The following is a 17,341-nucleotide window of genomic DNA, read 5'->3' as shown; positions in this document are numbered from 1 at the left end:
TGGGGAATGATCGCAAGGGTGACTGACATCGAAGCCCCGGACGCCACCGTCGCCGGCGACACGCCCGCGTGGCCGGCCCACGACTCGACCCCGGGAGCCCCGCCTGCCACCACCGCGGCAGCAGTCGAGAATCCTCTCCCCGAAGACCGCTACCTCAACCGCGAGTTGAGCTGGCTGGACTTCAACTCGCGCGTTCTCGCGCTCGCCGAAGACACTTCGCTGCCGCTGCTGGAGCGGGCAAAGTTCTTGGCGATCTTCGCTTCCAATCTCGACGAGTTCTACATGGTCCGCGTCGCCGGCCTCAAACGACGTGACGAGATGGGCCTGTCGGTGCGCTCCGCGGACGGACTGACCCCTCGAGAACAGCTTCGCCAGATCGGCGAGCAGACCCAGAAGATCGCGACGCGGCACGCGGAGGTGTTCCTCAACTCGGTAGAGCCCGGGCTGGCGAGCGAAGGCATCCACATCGTCACGTGGGCCGACCTCGATCAGGCCGAGCGTGACCGGCTCTCGAGCTATTTCACCGAGCAAGTGTTCCCGGTGCTGACTCCGTTGGCGGTGGATCCTGCGCACCCCTTCCCGTTCGTCAGCGGCCTGAGCCTGAACCTGGCGGTCACGGTCAAGCAGCCGGATGACAACGGTCAGCACTTCGCCCGCGTCAAGGTTCCCGACAACGTCGACCGCTTCGTCGAACTCGACAATCGACTGGGCACCGAGCAGTCGCAGGGCAAGAAAGAAGTCCGCTTCCTGCCGATGGAGGAATTGATCGCGGCCTTCTTGACCGCGTTGTTCCCCGGCATGGAAATCGTTGAGCACCATGCCTTCCGGATCACCCGCAACGCGGATTTCGAGGTCGACGAGGACCGCGACGAGGATCTGCTGCAGGCACTCGAACGCGAACTGGCCCGGCGCCGGTTCGGATCCCCGGTGCGCCTCGAGGTCGCCGACGACATGACCGAGCACATGCTCGAGCTGCTACTCCGCGAGCTCGACGTGCACCCCGGCGACGTGATCCAAGTGCCTGGACTGCTTGATCTTTCGTCACTGTGGCAGATCTACGGAGTCGACCGGCCGGCGCTGAAGGATCCCGCTTTCGTTCCCGCGACAAGCCCCGCGTTCGCCGACCGCGAGACACCGAAGAGCATCTTCGCGACTCTGCGCGAGGGTGATGTGTTGGTGCACCACCCCTACGACTCGTTCTCGACGAGCACGCAGCGGTTCATCGAACTGGCCGCTGCCGACCCGAACGTGCTCGCGATCAAGCAGACTCTGTACCGCACGTCCGGTGACTCACCAATCGTGCGGGCCCTCATCGAGGCAGCAGCCGCCGGCAAGCAGGTCGTGGCACTGGTTGAAATTAAGGCACGGTTCGACGAGCAAGCCAACATCAAGTGGGCCCGGGCGCTGGAGCAGGCGGGTGTTCACGTGGCCTACGGCCTGGTCGGCCTGAAGACTCACTGCAAGACATGTCTGGTGGTCCGGCGCGAGGGCTCGACCATTCGGCGCTACTGCCACATCGGAACCGGCAACTACAACAGCAAGACCGCCCGGCTGTATGAGGACGTCGGCCTGCTGACGGCCGATCCCGACATCGGCGCCGACCTGACCGACCTGTTCAACACATTGACGGGCTATTCGCGCAAGGTGTCGTATCGCAATCTGTTGGTCGCGCCACACGGCATCCGTAAGGGCATCATCGAACGTGTCAACCGGGAGATCGCGGCGCACAAGGAAACCGGCAACGGCGACATCCGTCTGAAGATGAACTCGCTGGTCGACGAGCAGGTCATCGATGCGCTTTATCGTGCGTCGCAGGCCGGTGTGCGGGTCGAAGTCGTGGTGCGCGGTATCTGTGCGCTGCGCCCGGGTGTCGAGGGTTTTTCCGAAAACATCACCGTGCGCTCGATCCTCGGACAATATCTGGAGCACTCGCGAATCTTCAATTTCCGTGCGATCAACGAATTCTGGATCGGTAGTGCCGACATGATGCACCGCAATCTCGATCGCCGTGTCGAAGTATTGGTTCAGGTCAAGGACCCGCGGTTGACCGCTCGACTGAACGACATCCTCGAGTCCGCACTGGACCCGGCAACACGCTGCTGGGAGTTGAAGCCGGAGGGTCAGTGGAAAGCGCTACCGCACGCCGGCCAGTCGGTTCGCGACCATCAGGTGTCGTTGATGGAAGAACACCGCAGCCCCTAACCGACGAGGTAACCGCAGACTTCTGGCCGCTGGGCCCCAACGGGCCCCAATTGATTTGCAGGGGTGCAGGTGTCGACTCAATCCTCGTCGGGGCGCTCGACGGGCAAGACCGTTCTTGCCGCCGGTGGCGTGCTGTGGCGGCCGGGTCAGAACGAATCCGTCGCCGAGGTCGCGGTGATTCACCGGCCGCGCTACGACGACTGGTCCCTGCCCAAAGGCAAAGTTGACCCCGGTGAGACAGAGCCCGTGACCGCTGTGCGCGAAGTTCTGGAAGAGACCGGCCATCACGTCCAACTCGGACGCCGGATCGCCACGGTGAGCTATCCGATCGAACAGCGCACGAAGAAAGTCCAGTACTGGTCGGCCCGCAGCGTCGGGGGTAGTTTCGCCCCCAACAACGAAGTCGACGAACTCATCTGGCTGTCGCCCAGCGCCGCGATAAAGAAGGTGTCCTACCCGTACGACCGAAAAATCCTGCGGCGGTGGGCCAAACAGCCTCCGGCCACCCAATCCGTTCTGATCGTGCGACACGGCACCGCGGGCAGCAAGTCCCGGTTCTCCGGCGACGACAAGATTCGGCCGTTGGACAAGAAGGGCCGAGCGCAGGCTGAGGCGCTCGTCGCCCAGCTGGCGACGTTCTGCCCCACCGATGTCTTTTCCGCCGACCGCCTGCGATGCCACCAGACCGTGGAGCCACTGGCCGAGGAGCTGGGTGTGAGCATCGGCAACGAGCTCAGCCTGACCGAAGAGGCATACGCCGACAACCCGAAGCGCGCTCGGCGCCGCGTGCTGCAGATCGCCGAAACTCATCGCATTCCGGTTATCTGCACTCAGGGCAAGGTGATTCCCGACCTGATCGCGTGGTGGTGCGACCGCGACGGAGTGCGCCCGGACAAGTCACGCAACCGCAAAGGCAGCACCTGGGTGCTGTCGCTGGTGGACGGCCGTCTGGTGGCGGCCGATCACATCGGTAGCCCGCTGGCGTCCAACGTCGAGGCCTGACACGCAGATTCGCCGCGGGCGACTCCGAAGAGCCGCATCCGCGGCGAATCTGGGTTTGGTGCGTTCAGCGCTTAGCGACGTCCGCGACGAGCGGTGGTCGCCTTTTTGGCCGGAGCCTTCTTGGCAGCGGTGGTGGTCCGCTTGGTTGCAGCCTTCTTGGCCGGAGCCTTCTTGGCAGCGGTGGTGGTCCGCTTGGTCGCGGCCTTCTTGGCCGGAGCCTTCTTGGCAGCGGTGGTGGTCCGCTTGGTCGCGGCCTTCTTGGCCGGAGCCTTCTTGGCAGCGGTGGTGGTCCGCTTGGTCGCGGCTGCCTTCTTGGCCGGAGCCTTCTTCGCTACCTTCTTGGCAGCCGTCTTCTTGGCGGGCGCTTTCTTGGCCGCCTTCTTGGCAGCGCCACCACTTGCGACAACTCCACGCTTCACTGCTGGTCCTTCCGCCGGGAGACGTTGCGAGCCAGAAACAACCGCCTTGAATTGCGCGCCGGGCCGGAAGGCCGGCACGGACGTCGGCTTCACCTTCACCGTCTCGCCGGTGCGGGGGTTGCGGGCTACACGGGCCGCGCGGCGCCGCTGCTCGAAAACGCCGAACCCGGTAATGGTGACACTGTCGCCCTTGTGCACGGCGCGCACAATCGTGTCGACGACATTCTCGACGGCCGCGGTTGCGTGCCGACGGTCTGAGCCCAATTTGTCTGTGAGTACATCGATGAGCTCTGCTTTGTTCATTCAAGTCCTCCGAAGCTAGTGGCCCTCGTTTGGACCGACTAGAGGACACGGTAAACCCTCAGGTGCCTGATTTCCAAGAGCCACGCGCAATTTCAATGGTTCCTGGCGAACTTTTTAGGAATCCGCTTGCCGCCCTTGGGAGGTGGCGCAGCGGCCGAATACGACCCTGGGGCGCTGCAATTTCGGCGCCCCTCGGACTGTCAGCCGGTCGGCAAAGTCTTTGGCTTCCAGTCCGGGCGAGCCGCCTCGAAGTCTTCGATCTGATCGCGTTTGCGCAGCGTAAGGGCTATGTCGTCGAGACCTTCGAGCAATCGCCATGCGGTGTAATCGTCAATGTTGAACGGCACCACCACCGTTCCCGCCGACACATTCCGATCTTGAAGGTTCACAGTGATTTCCAGCCCCGGGTTGCTCTCGATGAGCTTCCAAAGAAGTTCGACATCATCTTGAGCAACTTCGGCCGCTAACAGACCCGACTTACCCGCATTGCCGCGAAAAATGTCGCCGAAGCGCGACGAGATCACCACTCGGAAGCCGTAGTCCATAAGCGCCCAGACGGCATGCTCGCGAGAGGATCCCGTGCCGAAATCCGGTCCGGCGACCAGTACTGAACCCTTGTCGAATGGGCTGAGATTGAGGATGAAAGACGGATCGTTGCGCCATGCCGCGAACAAGCCGTCGTCGAAACCTGTTCGGGTGACTCGTTTCAAATAGACCGCGGGAATGATCTGGTCGGTGTCGACATTGGAGCGTCGCAGCGGCACACCGATTCCGGAATGGGTCTGAAAAGCGTCCATCGAATGTCTCCCTCTCGTCAGTTCAAGTCGTCGGGCGCGGAGAGCTTTCCGCGGACCGCGGTGGCTGCGGCGACGGCCGGTGACACCAGATGCGTGCGGCTCCCTTTGCCCTGCCGGCCTTCGAAGTTGCGGTTTGACGTTGCGGCGCAGCGCTCCCCCGGCGCGAGCTGGTCAGGGTTCATGCCCAGACACATCGAGCAGCCGGCCTGCCTCCACTCAGCCCCCGCGGCTGTGAAGATCTCCCCCAGGCCTTCGCTTTCGGCCGCCTCGCGAACCCGCATCGATCCGGGCACGATCAGCATCCGCACGCCGTCGGCCACCTTTCGGTCCCGCAGGATGTCGGCGACCGCGCGCAAATCCTCTATGCGGCCGTTGGTGCACGAGCCGACGAACACCGTGTCGACGGCGATCTCGCGCATCGGAAGTCCAGGCCGAAGGTCCATGTACGCCAGCGCTTTCTCGGCAGACTGGCGCTCGTTGTCGTCGGTCATCAGCTCGGGGTCGGGGACCGCAGCGCCCAGTGGGACGCCCTGCCCGGGGTTGGTCCCCCACGTCACGAACGGCGTCAACGACGCGGCGTCGATGTAGACCTCGGTGTCGAATTCGGCACCGTCGTCGGTGGCCAGCTGGTCCCAATAGGCCTGGGCCGCATCCCACTGGGCGCCGGTCGGCGCATGCGGACGGCCGCGCAGAAACTCGTAAGTGGTGGCATCCGGTGCCACCATGCCCGCCCGCGCACCGGCTTCGATGCTCATGTTGCAGATCGTCATCCGGGCCTCCATCGACAGGGATTCGATGGCGCTGCCCCGGTATTCGATGATGTGGCCCTGACCGCCGCCGGTGCCGATCTTGGCGATCACCGTCAGAATGATGTCCTTGGCCGTCACACCCGCAGGCAGTTCGCCGTCGACATTGACTGCCATGGTCTTGAACGGCCGCAGCGGGAGTGTCTGAGTCGCCAGCACATGCTCAACCTCAGAAGTCCCGATTCCCATGGCTATTGCGCCGAATGCGCCGTGCGTCGAGGTGTGGCTGTCGCCGCACACCACCGTCATTCCGGGCTGGGTCAGACCGAGTTGCGGACCAACGACATGCACGATGCCCTGTTCGATGTCGCCCATCGGGTAGAGCCGGATCCCGAATTCGTCGCAATTGCGCCGCAGCGTCTCCACCTGAGTACGGGACACCGGGTCGGCGATCGGCTTGTCGATGTCGATCGTCGGCACATTGTGGTCTTCGGTGGCCAGCGTGAGATCGGGCCGGCGCACGGGCCGGTCCGCCAGACGAAGACCGTCGAACGCCTGGGGGCTGGTCACCTCGTGCACCAGGTGCAGATCGATGTAGATCAGATCTGGTTCGTTGTCACCACCCGAGGCCACCAGATGGTCGTGCCACACCTTTTCCGCAAGAGTTCGCGGCCGCGCAGTGTCGTGGGCTGAATTTTTCGTCACCAGGTCATCCCAATTCGTCGATCTCACTATGCGAGACGTTAGTATCTCTCTGTGAGACAGGATAGCGGCATCGGCGTTCTCGACAAAGCCGTGGGGGTATTGCGGACGATCGCGGAATCACCCTGCGGGCTGGCTGAATTGTGCGAACGCACCGGCCTGCCCAGAGCCACAGCCCACCGGCTGGCCGCGGGCCTGGAAGTGCACCGTCTACTCGCGCGCGACGGCGAGGGGCGGTGGCGGTTGGGCCCGGCGCTCAGCGAATTGGCAGCTCAGGTCAGTGACCCACTGCTGACCGCCAGCGCGACCGTGCTGCCACGATTACGGGAGATCACCGGCGAGAGCGTGCAGCTGTACCGGCGCGAAGGCACGTCGCGGATATGCATCGCCGCCGTGGAACCTCCTGCAGGGCTGCGCGATACCGTCCTGGTCGGCGCCCGGTTGCCGATGACTGCCGGGTCCGGCGCCAAGGTGTTGCTGGCCTTCGGCGACGACTCCACCCGGGCAGCGGTGCTGCCCGACGCCAAGTTCAGCGATCGCACCCTGGCCGAAGTACGACGACGCGGATGGGCCCAGAGTGCCGCCGAGCGCGAACCGGGCGTGGCGAGTGTGTCTGCGCCGGTACGTGATTCCCAGGGGTCGGTGGTGGCGGCCATCTCAGTGTCGGGCCCGATCGATCGCATGGGCCGCCGACCGGGCGCACGCTGGGCCGCCGACCTGCTGGCGGCCGCCGACGCATTGACCAAGCGACTGTGAAGCGTGTCGCATCGCCGGTGGCGCATCGCCGGCATTCGTGACCTGAGACACTGTCGCCATGGGAACCAACCAGCGCACGCAGATCGTCATGTCCGAGGGCGAAATCACCGACTTCGTCACCAGCAGCCGAACCGGCACGCTGGCCACCATCGGCGTTGACGGACAGCCGCACTTGACCGCGATGTGGTACGGCGTGGTCGACGGTGAGATCTGGCTCGAGACCAAAGCCAAGTCGCAGAAGGCGGTCAACCTCAAACGCGATCCCCGCGTGAGCTTCATGATCGAAGACGGCGACACCTATGACACCCTGCGCGGTGTCTCCTTCGAAGGCCTCGCCGAGATCGTCGACGACCCGGACACGATCTTCCGGGTCGGGGTCAGCGTCTGGGAGCGTTACACCGGGCCGTACACGGAAGAAATGAAGCCCGCCGTCGACATGATGATGAACAAGCGCGTCGCCGTGCGCATCGCCGCCCAGCGCACGCGTTCGTGGGATCACCGCAAGCTCGGAATACCGGCGATGCCGGTGGGCGGTTCGACCGCTCCTGCAGCCAGCTAGTGCAGCTGGCTTGGATGAGTAGCCCCGATGGGATTCGAACCCACGCTACCGCCGTGAGAGGGCGGCGTCCTAGGCCGCTAGACGACGGGGCCGGAACCGATCCGAGCAGCCAGCATAGCTGACTGCAGCACGCCCACCTAATCGCTGTGGGGTGGAACGAACTTGGAAAATTCAGCTGGGGTACCAGGACTCGAACCTAGAATGGCGGTACCAGAAACCGCTGTGTTGCCAATTACACCATACCCCATCGGCTGCCTATAACTGCTGGTCAGAGCCCTGCCTGTGAACGCTCAGCGGTCGTACGGGCAATGCTGCCAGCCGTTGTGGGCCGACGAGCAGACTACCAAACAAACGACTCGCCTCTCACCAGCGCCCGACCCCCCGCCGGCGGCCGATCGCGACCGACCCCGGCCGCCGCGTCCAGCCGGCCGCGGGCGCTACGAATCCTGCTTCTGCACAACCGGGTTCGACAACGTCCCGATGCCGGAGATGCTGATGTTGACGAGGTCGCCGTCCACGATCGGTCCGACGCCGGCGGGTGTGCCGGTCAGGATCAGATCTCCCGGCAGCAGGGTCATCACGCCGGATATCCATTCCACGATCGCCCCGACGTCGTGGATCATCAGCGACGTTCGGCTGTCCTGCTTGACCTCGCCGTTTACCTCGGTACGCAGCGACAGATCGGCGGGGTCGACCTCGGTCTCGATCCAGGGTCCGACCGGGCAGAACGTGTCGTGGCCCTTGGCCCTGGTCCACTGGCCGTCGGATTTCTGTTGGTCGCGCGCGGACACGTCGTTGGCAATCGTGTAGCCGAGAATGCTCTCGGCCGCCCGATCGGCCGTGACGTCCTTGCAGGGACGGCTGATGACGGCCGCCAACTCGCCTTCGAAATGCACCGGCGATGCGTTGGCCGGCAACCGAATCGGCACATTCGGTCCGATGATCGCGGTGTTGGGCTTGAGGAAGATCACCGGATCGGCCGGCACGGGCCCGGTCTGGCCACCCATCTCGGCGATGTGGTCGGCGTAGTTCTTCCCGATGCAGACCACCTTGCTGGCCAAGATCGGGGCCAGCAGCCGCACGTCGGCCAGCGGCCAGGAGCGGCCGGTGAAGGTGGGAGTGCCGAACGGGTGCTCGGCGATCTCGCGAACGGTCATGTCGTCGGGCTCGCCCTCGATGGAGACGAACGCGACACCATCGGGACTGGCAATTCGGCCAAGGCGCATTCGCTCGAGCCTAGCGATCGGCCGACGTCGTCGACGCAGCCGGGGTCGTCGCTTCGACCGCGGCTTTCATCGCGCTGTGCAAGCATTGATCATGACTTCGGACGCGGTCGTGCTCAGCGCAGGCCGGCGCTGGGCGATCGTCATCGTCTCGCTCTTGGTGACCGCGAGCGCGTTCGTCTTCATCAACGGTGTCGCGTTCATGATTCCCGCGCTCAAGGAAGATCTGGGCACACCGCTGGCCGAAGCCGGATTGTTGTCGTCGATGCCGAGCTTCGGCATGGTGGCGACATTGATCCTGTGGGGTTACGTGCTCGACCGGGTGGGCGAACGGATCGTGCTGACAATCGGTTCGGCGCTGACTGCGGGCGCGGCCTATGCCGCGGCCAATATGCACTCGATGCTCGCATTCGCGGCGTGGCTGTTCATCGGCGGCATGGCGGCGGCGAGTTGCAATTCGGCCGGCGGCCGGCTCGTCTCCGGCTGGTTCCCGCCAGAACAACGCGGCCTCGCGATGGGCGTCCGGCAGGCCGCGCAGCCGCTCGGAATTGCGTTGGGCGCGTTGGTTATTCCCGAATTCGCAATACAATCCAGGATCGCGACGTCGGCCCTGATCTTTCCCGCGATCCTGTGCGCGGGGGCGGCTTTGCTCAGCGTGGTGGCCATCACCGACCCACCACGCAAGGAGTGGGACGAGGCCACCCCGGAAGAACGGGCCAACCCGTATCGACGGTCCCGGGTACTGCGACGGATCCACGCCGTTTCGGCGCTGCTGATGGTCCCGCAGACGGTGACGGTGACCTTCATGCTGGTCTGGCTGATCGCCAACTACAAATGCTCAATTGCGTTGGCGGGGAGCCTCGTCACGCTGTCACAACTACTCGGCGCGGTGGGGCGCGTCGCGGTCGGTCGATGGTCCGACCGGGTGGGGTCGCGGTTGGTTCCGGTCCGGATCATGTCGGTAGCGGGGACGCTGGTGCTGTTCGGCCTGGCGTTCGCCGACAACCTGCGGTCGTCGATCGCGGTGCCGTTGATGGTGGCCGCCTCCGTGGTCGCCGTGCTCGACAACGGGTTGGAGTCAACGGCGATCACCGAGTACGCCGGGCCGTTCTGGAGTGGACGCGCACTCGGGCTGCAGAACACCTATCAGCGATTGATGGCCGCCGGCGCACCACCGGTATTCGGTGCGTTGATCGCCACCCATGGCTATCCGCCGGGATTCGTTGTCTGCGCGCTCTTCCCACTGCTCGCGGTACCCATCGTGCCGGCCAGGACGCTGCCGCCGGGCCTGGAGACTAGAGCGCGGACACTATCCTTTCGCCGACTTCGGCGGTGGATAGCTTTCCGCTCGGGCGACTGGCCAGATGGGAAGCCACGGCCCGGTCCACTCGCGCGGCGGCAGCGTCTTCGCCGACGTGGGAAAGCAGTAGCGCCACCGACATAACCGCCGCGGTCGGATCGGCGATCCCTTCGCCGGCGATGTCGGGCGCACTGCCGTGCACGGGCTCGAACATCGACGGGTTGGTGCGCGTCGCGTCGATGTTTCCACTGGCCGCCAACCCGATTCCGCCGCAGACGGCCGCGGCCAGGTCGGTGATGATGTCGCCGAACAGATTGTCGGTGACGATCACGTCGAAACGACCGGGGTCGGTGACGAGGTGGATGGTCGCGGCATCGACATGCTGGTACGCCACCTCGACCGCGGGATACTTCTCGCCGACCTCGGCCACGGTCCGCGACCACAACGACCCGGCGAAGGTCAGCACGTTCGTCTTGTGCACCAGCGTCAAATGCTTGCGACGCTGTTGGGCGCGCGCGAACGCGTCTTCGACGACGCGGCGAATACCGAATGCGGTGTTGGTGCTGACCTCGGTGGCCACCTCGTGCGGGGTTCCGACGCGGATCGCGCCGCCGGTCCCGGTGTAGGGGCCCTCGGTGCCCTCACGGATCACCACGAAGTCGATCTCCGGGTTGCCGGCCAGCGGGCTGCTCACGCCCGGGTAGAGCCGGCCCGGCCGCAGGTTGACGTGATGGTCGAGCTCGAATCGCAGCCGCAGCAACAGGCCCCGCTCCAGGACGCCGCTGGGCACCGACGGGTCGCCGATCGCACCCAGCAAGATCGCGTCGTGCTCACGTAGCTCGGCGACCGTCGCATCAGGCAGCAGTTCGCCGGTCGCATGAAATCGCTTGGCGCCCAGGTCGTAGTGCGTCTTATCCACACCGGGCAGCACCGTGTCCAGAACCTTGACCGCCTCGGCGATCACCTCCGGCCCGATCCCGTCACCCGGAATGACGGCGAGTTTCACGACAGGTCAACCACTTCGAGCTTGTTGGCCGAGACCGCGGACCGGATCTCGGTGCGCACATCGGCCGGAACCTCGCGATCGACGCGCAGCAGGATCGTCGCGGCCGGGCCTTCGGCATCCTCGGACAGCTGGGCGGCCTGGATGTTGACCCCGGCGGTGCCCAGCAGTGTGCCGATCTTGCCCAGTGCCCCAGGCTGATCGGCGTAATTGATGACGAGATAAATGCCCTGGGCGCGCAGGTCGAAGTTGCGGCCGTTGATCTGGACGATCTTCTCGACCTGTTGCGGACCGGACAGCGCACCGGCCACATTGACCACCGATCCGTCCGCAGCCACCGCCCGCACGTCGACGACGCTGCGGTGGTTGGGGCTCTCAGTGGCGGTGCTGATGTCGGCGGCTACGCCGCGCTCCTCGGCGATCGCCGGTGCGTTGACGAACGTCACCTGGTCTTCGATGACTGCCGAGAACAGCCCGCGCAACGCCGAAAGTCGAAGCACCTCAACGTCTTCGCCGGCCAGCTCGCCGCGTACCTGCACCGACAGCGAGTTGGGTAGCTCCTCGCTGAGTGCGCCGGCCAGCACACCGAGCTTGCGCACCAGATCCAGCCACGGCGATACCTCTTCGCTGACGGTTCCACCGCCGACGTTGACCGCGTCGGGGACGAATTCTCCGGCCAGCGCCAGCTTCACGCTGGCGGCCACGTCGGTGCCGGCCCGGTCCTGGGCTTCCTCGGTCGACGCGCCGAGGTGCGGCGTCACCACGACCTGGGACAGCTCGAACAGTGGGCTGTCGGTGCACGGTTCTTTGGAGTACACATCCAGACCGGCGGCGCGCACGTGACCGCTGGTGATGGCATCGGCCAGCGCGGCCTCGTCGATCAGTCCACCGCGGGCGGCGTTGACGATGATCACACCGGGCTTGGTTTTCGCCAGCGCCTCTTTGTCGATCAGGCCTGCCGTCTCAGGGGTTTTCGGCAAGTGGACCGAGATGAAGTCGGCCCGGCCGAGCAGCTCCTCCAGCGTCAGCAACTCGATGCCGAGCTGCGCCGCGCGCGCCGCCGACACGTAGGGGTCGTAGGCCACGATGTGGGCCTCGAACGCGGCCAGGCGCTGCGCGACGAGCTGCCCGATCCGGCCCAGACCGACGACACCGACGGTCTTGCCGAAGATCTCGGTGCCCGAGAACGACGAGCGCTTCCAGGCGTGCTCACGCAGCGTGGCGTCGGCTGCCGGGATCTGTCGGGCGGCCGACAGCAGCAGCGCCAGCGCGTGCTCGGCGGCGCTGTGGATGTTCGAGGTCGGCGCGTTGACGACCAGCACCCCGCGTTCGGTGGCGGTCTTCACGTCGACGTTGTCCAAGCCGACGCCGGCGCGGGCGACGATCTTGAGCTTCGGCGCCGCGTCGAGCACCTCCGCGTCGACGGTGGTCGCGGAGCGGACCAGCAGCGCGTCGGCTTCGGGTACCGCCGCGAGCAGCTTCGGCCGGTCCGGGCCATCCACCCAGCGGACCTCGACCTGGTCGCCGAGCGCGGCGACGGTTGATTCGGCAAGTTTGTCAGCGATGAGAACAACAGGCAGGCTCACGCGGGCAAGCCTATGCGGTGATCGCAAGCGCGGCGAAGCCGGGCGCAGCGGGTCACCGCCGTCAGGCCCGCGGTGATCGCAAGCGCGGCGAAGCCGGGCGCAGCGGGTCACCGCCGTCAGGCCTGGTCGCGTTTGTAAACGGTCGCCGATCGGACCCGCTAGCAGCGCCGAGCGTGCATTCAGCGCGAGAAAATCGCCAAAATTTCGTCCTGAGTGCACGTTCGGCGCCATGTCGGTGTCCGGGTGAATCCTGTCGTCAAGTACGACGACAGGAGAAGACCGATGTGCTGGAAATGCGATCACCCAGAGGCCACCATGCAGGAATGGCTGGATGTCCTTCGCCAGACGGTGAGCGAGCACGGTTGGGCAGTGCAATTCGTGGAAAGCGAACGCAGACCGTTCGCGTACACGATCGGATTGCACTCTCGAGGGCTACCCGAACTGATGGTGACGGGGATGCCCCCAGAGCGGGCGACGCTGACCCTGAACAGCGTCGCCGATTACCTGGTGAACGGCGGAAGACCGGTGCCGGGCGACTTCATCTTCATTGGTGTTGAGGTGGAAGTCTGCGTGGTTCAGGTAGAACATCCCGATGCTCACCTGCGCATGGCCATCGCGCTGTACGGCCCCGACGTGCAGGCCCTGCAGTTAGTCTGGGCCGACGACAATGGGCACCGGCCCTGGTGTCCGGAATTCAGCAACGGCGGCGTGCGACAGCCGGTGTTCGGCGCTCGAGTAGACCCACCCGAATAGCGAGATCGACACTAGCGCGACGACACGCCGAAAACTGCCACGCTAGCGTCGATTTCGATGCGCAAGTGCGCAAGATGTGCAAGTGCGCAAGATGCGCAAGAGCGCCCGCCCGGCCAGGCGGGCGCGTGACGCCGAGCGCCCGGCTGGCCGGGCCGCTCGGCGTCGAAAGCGCCAGAGATTTACGCGGTCTCGGTGATCGGCCGGTCGACCCAGCTCATCAGGTCGCGCAGCTTCTTGCCGGTGACCTCGATCGGGTGCTCGGCGTTCTCCTTGCGCAGACCCTCGAGCTCCTTGTTGCCGCCGTCGACGTTGGCGACCAACCTCTTGGTGAAGGTGCCGTCCTGAATGTCGCGCAGGATGGCGCGCATCCGATCCTTGGTGTCGGCGTCGATCACCCGCGGGCCCGACAGGTAACCGCCGAATTCCGCGGTGTCCGACACCGAGTAGTTCATCCGGGCGATGCCGCCCTCGTACATCAGGTCGACGATCAGCTTGAGCTCGTGCAGCACCTCGAAGTAGGCCATCTCCGGTGGATAGCCCGCCTCGACCATCACGTCGAAACTGGTCTTCACCAATTCCTCTGTGCCACCGCACAACACGGCCTGCTCGCCGAACAGGTCGGTCTCGGTCTCGTCTTTGAAGGTGGTCTTGATGACGCCGGCGCGGGTGCCGCCGATCGCCTTGGCGTAGGACAGCGCCAGCGCCTCGCCGTTGCCGTTCGGGTCCTGGTCGACGGCGATCAGCGCGGGCACGCCCTTGCCGTCGACGAACTGACGCCGCACCAGGTGGCCCGGTCCCTTCGGCGCCACCATCGCGATGGTGACGTTGCCGGGCGGCTTGATCAGGTCGAAGTGAATGTTGAGTCCGTGGCCGAAGAACAACGCGTCACCGTCTTCGAGGTTGGGCTCGATGTCGTTCTTGAAGATGTCGGCCTGCGCGGTGTCGGGCACCAGCAGCATGATCACATCGGCCCACTTGGCCACCTCGGCGGGCGTGTCGACGGTCAAGCCCTGCTCCTCGACCTTCGCCCGCGACTTCGAGCCCTCCTTCAGGCCGACCCGGACGTCGACGCCGGAGTCGCGCAGGCTCAGTGAGTGAGCGTGCCCCTGGCTGCCGTACCCGATCACACCGACCTTGCGGCCCTGAATGATCGACAGGTCCGCGTCGTCGTCGTAGAACATCTCCAAAGCCACCTGAATGTCTCCTTCTATCTTGGCTTTTCGATCTGATTACTGAAATGAATTGGCTATTTGGCGGTACCGATGGCACGCGGTCCCCGGGACAGCGACACCACTCCCGACTGCACGATCTCGCGGATACCGAACGGTTCGAGCACCTTCAACAGTGCTTCCAGTTTGCCGCGGTCACCGGTGGCCTCGATGGTCAGCGATTCCGGTGACACGTCGATCACCTTGCCGCGGAACAGGTTCACCGCCTCGATCACCTGACTGCGACTACCGGCGTCGGCTCGGACCTTGATCAGCGCCAGCTCTCGGGACACCGAGCTGTTGTCGTCCTGCTCGATGATCTTGATGACGTTGATCAACTTGTTGAGCTGCTTGGTGATCTGCTCGAGCGGGGTGCTCTCGGCGGAGACCACGATCGTCATCCGCGACATGTCCTTCTGTTCGGTGGCACCCACGGCCAGCGACTCGATGTTGAACCCGCGCCGGGAGAACAACGCCGCGACACGGGCCAGCACACCGGGCTTGTCTTCGACCAACACCGAAAGGGTGTGCGTCGTCGTCGATCCAGTGGTCATCAGGCATGCCCCTCGACGCCGTCGTCGAACAGCGGGCGGATGCCGCGGGCGGCCTGGATCTCGTCGTTGGAGGTGCCGGCGGCCACCATCGGCCAGACCTGCGCGTCGGCGCCGACGATGAAGTCGATCACCACCGGGCGGTCGTTGATCGCCCGAGCCTGGTTGATCACGTCGACGACGTCTTCTTCACGCTCACAACGCAATCCGACGCATCCGAGCGCCTCGGCCAACTTGACGAAGTCCGGGATCCGCCGCGAGTGGGTGGCCAGGTCGGTCTGGGAGTAGCGCTCCTCGTAGAACAGCGTCTGCCACTGCCGAACCATGCCGAGGTTGCCGTTGTTGATCAGCGCCACCTTGATCGGTGCGCCCTCGATCGCGCAGGTGGCCAACTCCTGGTTGGTCATCTGGAAGCAGCCGTCGCCGTCGATCGCCCACACTTCGGCATCCGGTCGGGCGAACTTCGCACCCATCGCCGCCGGGATCGCGTAGCCCATGGTGCCCAAACCGCCCGAGTTGAGCCAGGTTCGGGGCTTCTCGTAGCGGACGAACTGCGCGGCCCACATCTGGTGCTGACCGACGCCGGCGACGTACACCGCCTCGGGACCGGCGATCTCGCCCAGCTTCTCGATGACGTACTCCGGGCTCAGGCTGCCATCGCTCTGCGGCCCATAGCTCAACGGAAAGGTGGCCTTGACGTCGTCGAGATAGCTCCACCACTCGGCGATGTCGGCCACTTCGGCGCCCGACTCGCGCTTGTGCCGCAGCGCCGCGATCAGCTCGGTGATGACGGCCTTGACGTCTCCGACGATCGGCACGTCGGCGTGCCGGTTCTTGCCGATCTCCGCGGGGTCGATGTCGGCGTGGATGACCTTGGCCTCCGGCGCGAACGAGTCCAGTTGACCGGTGACCCGGTCGTCGAAACGGGTGCCCAGCGCGATCAGCAGGTCGCTGCGCTGCAGCCCGGCCACCGCGGAGACGGTGCCGTGCATGCCGGGCATGCCCAGTTGCTGGCGGTGGCTGTCCGGAAACGCGCCGCGCGCCATCAGCGTGGTGACCACCGGGATGCCGGTCAGCTCGGCCAGCTCGAGAAGCTCCTCGGTGGCCTCGCCGCGGATGACACCGCCACCCACGTACAGCACCGGCTTGCGCGCGGCAGCGATCAGCTTGGCGGCTTCGTGGATCTGACGGTTGTGCGGCTTGGTGTTCGGCTTGTAGCCGGGCAGATCCATCCGGGGCGGCCAGCTGAAGGTGCACTGGCCCTGCAGCACGTCCTTCGGAATGTCGACAAGCACCGCGCCCGGGCGTCCACTCTTGGCGATGTGGAACGCCTCGGCCAGCACACGGGGGATCTCGTCGCCGTTGCGAACCAGGAAGTTGTGCTTGGTGATCGGCATGGTGATGCCGGAGATGTCGGCCTCCTGGAAGGCGTCCGTACCGATCAGCGCCCGCCCGACCTGGCCGGTCACGGCGACCACCGGGATCGAGTCCATCTGCGCATCGGCCAGCGGCGTGACCAGGTTGGTGGCGCCGGGGCCGGAGGTCGCCATCATCACGCCGACTTTCCCGGTGGCGTGCGCGTAGCCGCTGGCGGCGTGGCCGGCGCCCTGCTCGTGACGAACCAGAACGTGCCGCAACTTCTCCGAGTCGAACAGCGGGTCATAGACCGGCAGCACCGCGCCGCCGGGAATTCCGAAGATGACCTCGACGTCGAGCTCTTCCAGCGACCGGATAACCGACTGGGCGCCGGTAAGTTGCTCAGGCGCAACATGTTTCGGCCGGACCGTCGGCGGTTTCGCGGCCTGCTTGGCCGCGTCGGTGGCGATACGGGCCACCTCCGGTGAGGCAGGCTTGGAAGCGGCTGCCTGCGGATCGGAGTGCGATCTGGTGGGTGCGCTCACGGGGTCCTCTTGTCCTTATTCGTCGTGCGTTTGCTCTGGAAAGGGGCGGGCAACAAAAAACCCCCGTCAGCTCAGCAGCTGCACGAGGGTTGCGCGTCGGTCGACTTGTTCAGTCAGGCACCAACGCGCATGTGGATTACTACGAGCTCTCCAGAAGTGTTCATCGCCCCCCGACGGTAGCCTCCGTACTGGTCAAACGTCAAATCCCCGCGTTGACTCATCGAAAATGCGCGCGTAGGGGTAGTCGTTGCCTCATCTGAGAATGCGCGCGTGCGGCGCGCCTGCCCGACCCCGATCGTGGCGCCGGATAGGCCGAGACGATGGGGCTAT

14 protein-coding genes, 2 tRNA genes and 1 pseudogene are annotated in these 17,341 nt (G+C 65.3%); 6 read left to right on the top strand and 11 right to left on the bottom strand.

Annotated elements, in window-relative coordinates; all coding sequences use genetic code 11:
• Positions 1-6: 6 nt before the first annotated feature.
• Both CYU59_RS23765 and CYU59_RS23760 read left to right on the top strand, forming a co-directional pair.
• Positions 7-2,202, top strand: coding sequence for an RNA degradosome polyphosphate kinase (locus tag CYU59_RS23765; RefSeq protein WP_293003443.1), 2,196 nt, complete (start codon positions 7-9; stop codon positions 2,200-2,202).
• A 69-nt stretch (positions 2,203-2,271) separates the two neighbouring features.
• On the top strand, positions 2,272-3,204 hold the full coding sequence (locus tag CYU59_RS23760; protein WP_293003441.1) for a bifunctional NUDIX hydrolase/histidine phosphatase family protein: 933 nt from the start codon (positions 2,272-2,274) through the stop codon (positions 3,202-3,204).
• Positions 3,205-3,275: 71 nt separating this feature from the next.
• Here CYU59_RS23760 and CYU59_RS23755 read toward each other — a convergent pair whose 3' ends face one another.
• The 3 genes from CYU59_RS23755 to leuC form a co-directional block, all read right to left on the bottom strand.
• Positions 3,276-3,926 carry an HU family DNA-binding protein gene (locus tag CYU59_RS23755; RefSeq protein WP_293003438.1) on the bottom strand — a complete coding sequence of 217 codons (651 nt, stop codon included), beginning with the start codon at positions 3,924-3,926 and terminating at the stop codon, positions 3,276-3,278.
• A 200-nt stretch (positions 3,927-4,126) separates the two neighbouring features.
• The gene (gene leuD, locus CYU59_RS23750) at positions 4,127-4,723 is read right to left on the bottom strand and encodes a 3-isopropylmalate dehydratase small subunit (protein ID WP_293003436.1); all 597 of its coding nucleotides are present in this window, start codon (positions 4,721-4,723) and stop codon (positions 4,127-4,129) included.
• A gap of 17 nt (positions 4,724-4,740) precedes the next feature.
• The gene (gene leuC / locus CYU59_RS23745; protein ID WP_293003433.1) at positions 4,741-6,174 is read right to left on the bottom strand and encodes a 3-isopropylmalate dehydratase large subunit; all 1,434 of its coding nucleotides are present in this window, start codon (positions 6,172-6,174) and stop codon (positions 4,741-4,743) included.
• 51 nt (positions 6,175-6,225) lie between these two features.
• Here leuC and CYU59_RS23740 point away from each other — a divergent pair, with 51 nt between their 5' ends.
• Positions 6,226-6,927, top strand: coding sequence for an IclR family transcriptional regulator (locus CYU59_RS23740; protein ID WP_293003431.1), 702 nt, complete (start codon positions 6,226-6,228; stop codon positions 6,925-6,927).
• A 58-nt stretch (positions 6,928-6,985) separates the two neighbouring features.
• On the top strand, positions 6,986-7,486 hold the full coding sequence (locus CYU59_RS23735; RefSeq protein WP_293003428.1) for a PPOX class F420-dependent oxidoreductase: 501 nt from the start codon (positions 6,986-6,988) through the stop codon (positions 7,484-7,486).
• A 19-nt stretch (positions 7,487-7,505) separates the two neighbouring features.
• On the opposite strand, the gene CYU59_RS23730 is transcribed toward CYU59_RS23735, so the two are convergent.
• From CYU59_RS23730 to CYU59_RS23720, 3 genes are all read right to left on the bottom strand, one after another.
• Positions 7,506-7,578: transfer RNA gene (locus CYU59_RS23730), tRNA-Glu, on the bottom strand.
• A gap of 83 nt (positions 7,579-7,661) precedes the next feature.
• Positions 7,662-7,733, bottom strand: a tRNA-Gln gene (locus CYU59_RS23725).
• Between the two features lie 190 nt (positions 7,734-7,923).
• Complete coding sequence (locus CYU59_RS23720; RefSeq protein WP_293003426.1) at positions 7,924-8,712, bottom strand: fumarylacetoacetate hydrolase family protein; 789 nt, start codon at positions 8,710-8,712, stop codon at positions 7,924-7,926.
• Between CYU59_RS23720 and CYU59_RS23715 the strand changes: the two are divergent.
• Positions 8,642-9,871 (top strand): annotated as a pseudogene (locus tag CYU59_RS23715) (MFS transporter); the annotation flags it as partial. The gene CYU59_RS23720 and the pseudogene CYU59_RS23715 sit on opposite strands and share 71 nt — an antisense overlap.
• Before the next feature lie 133 nt (positions 9,872-10,004).
• On the opposite strand, the gene CYU59_RS23710 reads toward CYU59_RS23715, so the two are convergent.
• Together CYU59_RS23710 and serA are read right to left on the bottom strand one after the other, a co-directional pair.
• On the bottom strand, positions 10,005-11,015 hold the full coding sequence (locus CYU59_RS23710; protein WP_293003424.1) for a 3-isopropylmalate dehydrogenase: 1,011 nt from the start codon (positions 11,013-11,015) through the stop codon (positions 10,005-10,007).
• Positions 11,012-12,598, bottom strand: a complete 1,587-nt coding sequence (gene serA, locus CYU59_RS23705) for a phosphoglycerate dehydrogenase (RefSeq protein WP_293003422.1) — start codon at positions 12,596-12,598, stop codon at positions 11,012-11,014. The genes CYU59_RS23710 and serA overlap by 4 nt, the downstream gene beginning before the upstream one ends.
• 243 nt (positions 12,599-12,841) lie before the next feature.
• Here serA and CYU59_RS23700 point away from each other — a divergent pair, with 243 nt between their 5' ends.
• Positions 12,842-13,351 (top strand): DUF4262 domain-containing protein, encoded by a 510-nt coding sequence (locus tag CYU59_RS23700; protein ID WP_363115233.1) that lies wholly within the window; start codon positions 12,842-12,844, stop codon positions 13,349-13,351.
• Positions 13,352-13,530: 179 nt separating this feature from the next.
• On the opposite strand, the gene ilvC is transcribed toward CYU59_RS23700, so the two are convergent.
• The 3 genes from ilvC to CYU59_RS23685 form a co-directional block, all read right to left on the bottom strand.
• On the bottom strand, positions 13,531-14,532 hold the full coding sequence (gene ilvC / locus CYU59_RS23695) for a ketol-acid reductoisomerase (protein WP_293003672.1): 1,002 nt from the start codon (positions 14,530-14,532) through the stop codon (positions 13,531-13,533).
• 65 nt (positions 14,533-14,597) lie between these two features.
• Positions 14,598-15,113, bottom strand: coding sequence for an acetolactate synthase small subunit (gene ilvN, locus CYU59_RS23690; protein ID WP_293003420.1), 516 nt, complete (start codon positions 15,111-15,113; stop codon positions 14,598-14,600).
• Positions 15,113-17,011 (bottom strand): acetolactate synthase large subunit, encoded by a 1,899-nt coding sequence (locus CYU59_RS23685; protein ID WP_293003418.1) that lies wholly within the window; start codon positions 17,009-17,011, stop codon positions 15,113-15,115. The genes ilvN and CYU59_RS23685 overlap by 1 nt, the downstream gene beginning before the upstream one ends.
• Between the last annotated feature and the right edge of the window lie 330 nt (positions 17,012-17,341).

The organism is Mycobacterium sp. (assembly GCF_002863225.1).
In the GTDB taxonomy this organism is placed as follows: Bacteria; Actinomycetota; Actinomycetes; order Mycobacteriales; family Mycobacteriaceae; genus Mycobacterium.
This window is presented reverse-complemented; position numbering and strand designations above follow the sequence as displayed.

Coding starts and splice junctions, on each gene's coding strand:
- CYU59_RS23765 (WP_293003443.1), top strand. CDS start 7: ATGATCGCAAGGGTGACTGACATCGAAGCCCCGGACGCCACCGTCGCC.
- CYU59_RS23755 (WP_293003438.1), bottom strand. CDS start 3,926: ATGAACAAAGCAGAGCTCATCGATGTACTCACAGACAAATTGGGCTCA.
- leuD (WP_293003436.1), bottom strand. CDS start 4,723: ATGGACGCTTTTCAGACCCATTCCGGAATCGGTGTGCCGCTGCGACGC.
- CYU59_RS23735 (WP_293003428.1), top strand. CDS start 6,986: ATGGGAACCAACCAGCGCACGCAGATCGTCATGTCCGAGGGCGAAATC.
- CYU59_RS23720 (WP_293003426.1), bottom strand. CDS start 8,712: ATGCGCCTTGGCCGAATTGCCAGTCCCGATGGTGTCGCGTTCGTCTCC.
- ilvC (WP_293003672.1), bottom strand. CDS start 14,532: ATGTTCTACGACGACGACGCGGACCTGTCGATCATTCAGGGCCGCAAG.
- ilvN (WP_293003420.1), bottom strand. CDS start 15,113: ATGACCACTGGATCGACGACGACGCACACCCTTTCGGTGTTGGTCGAA.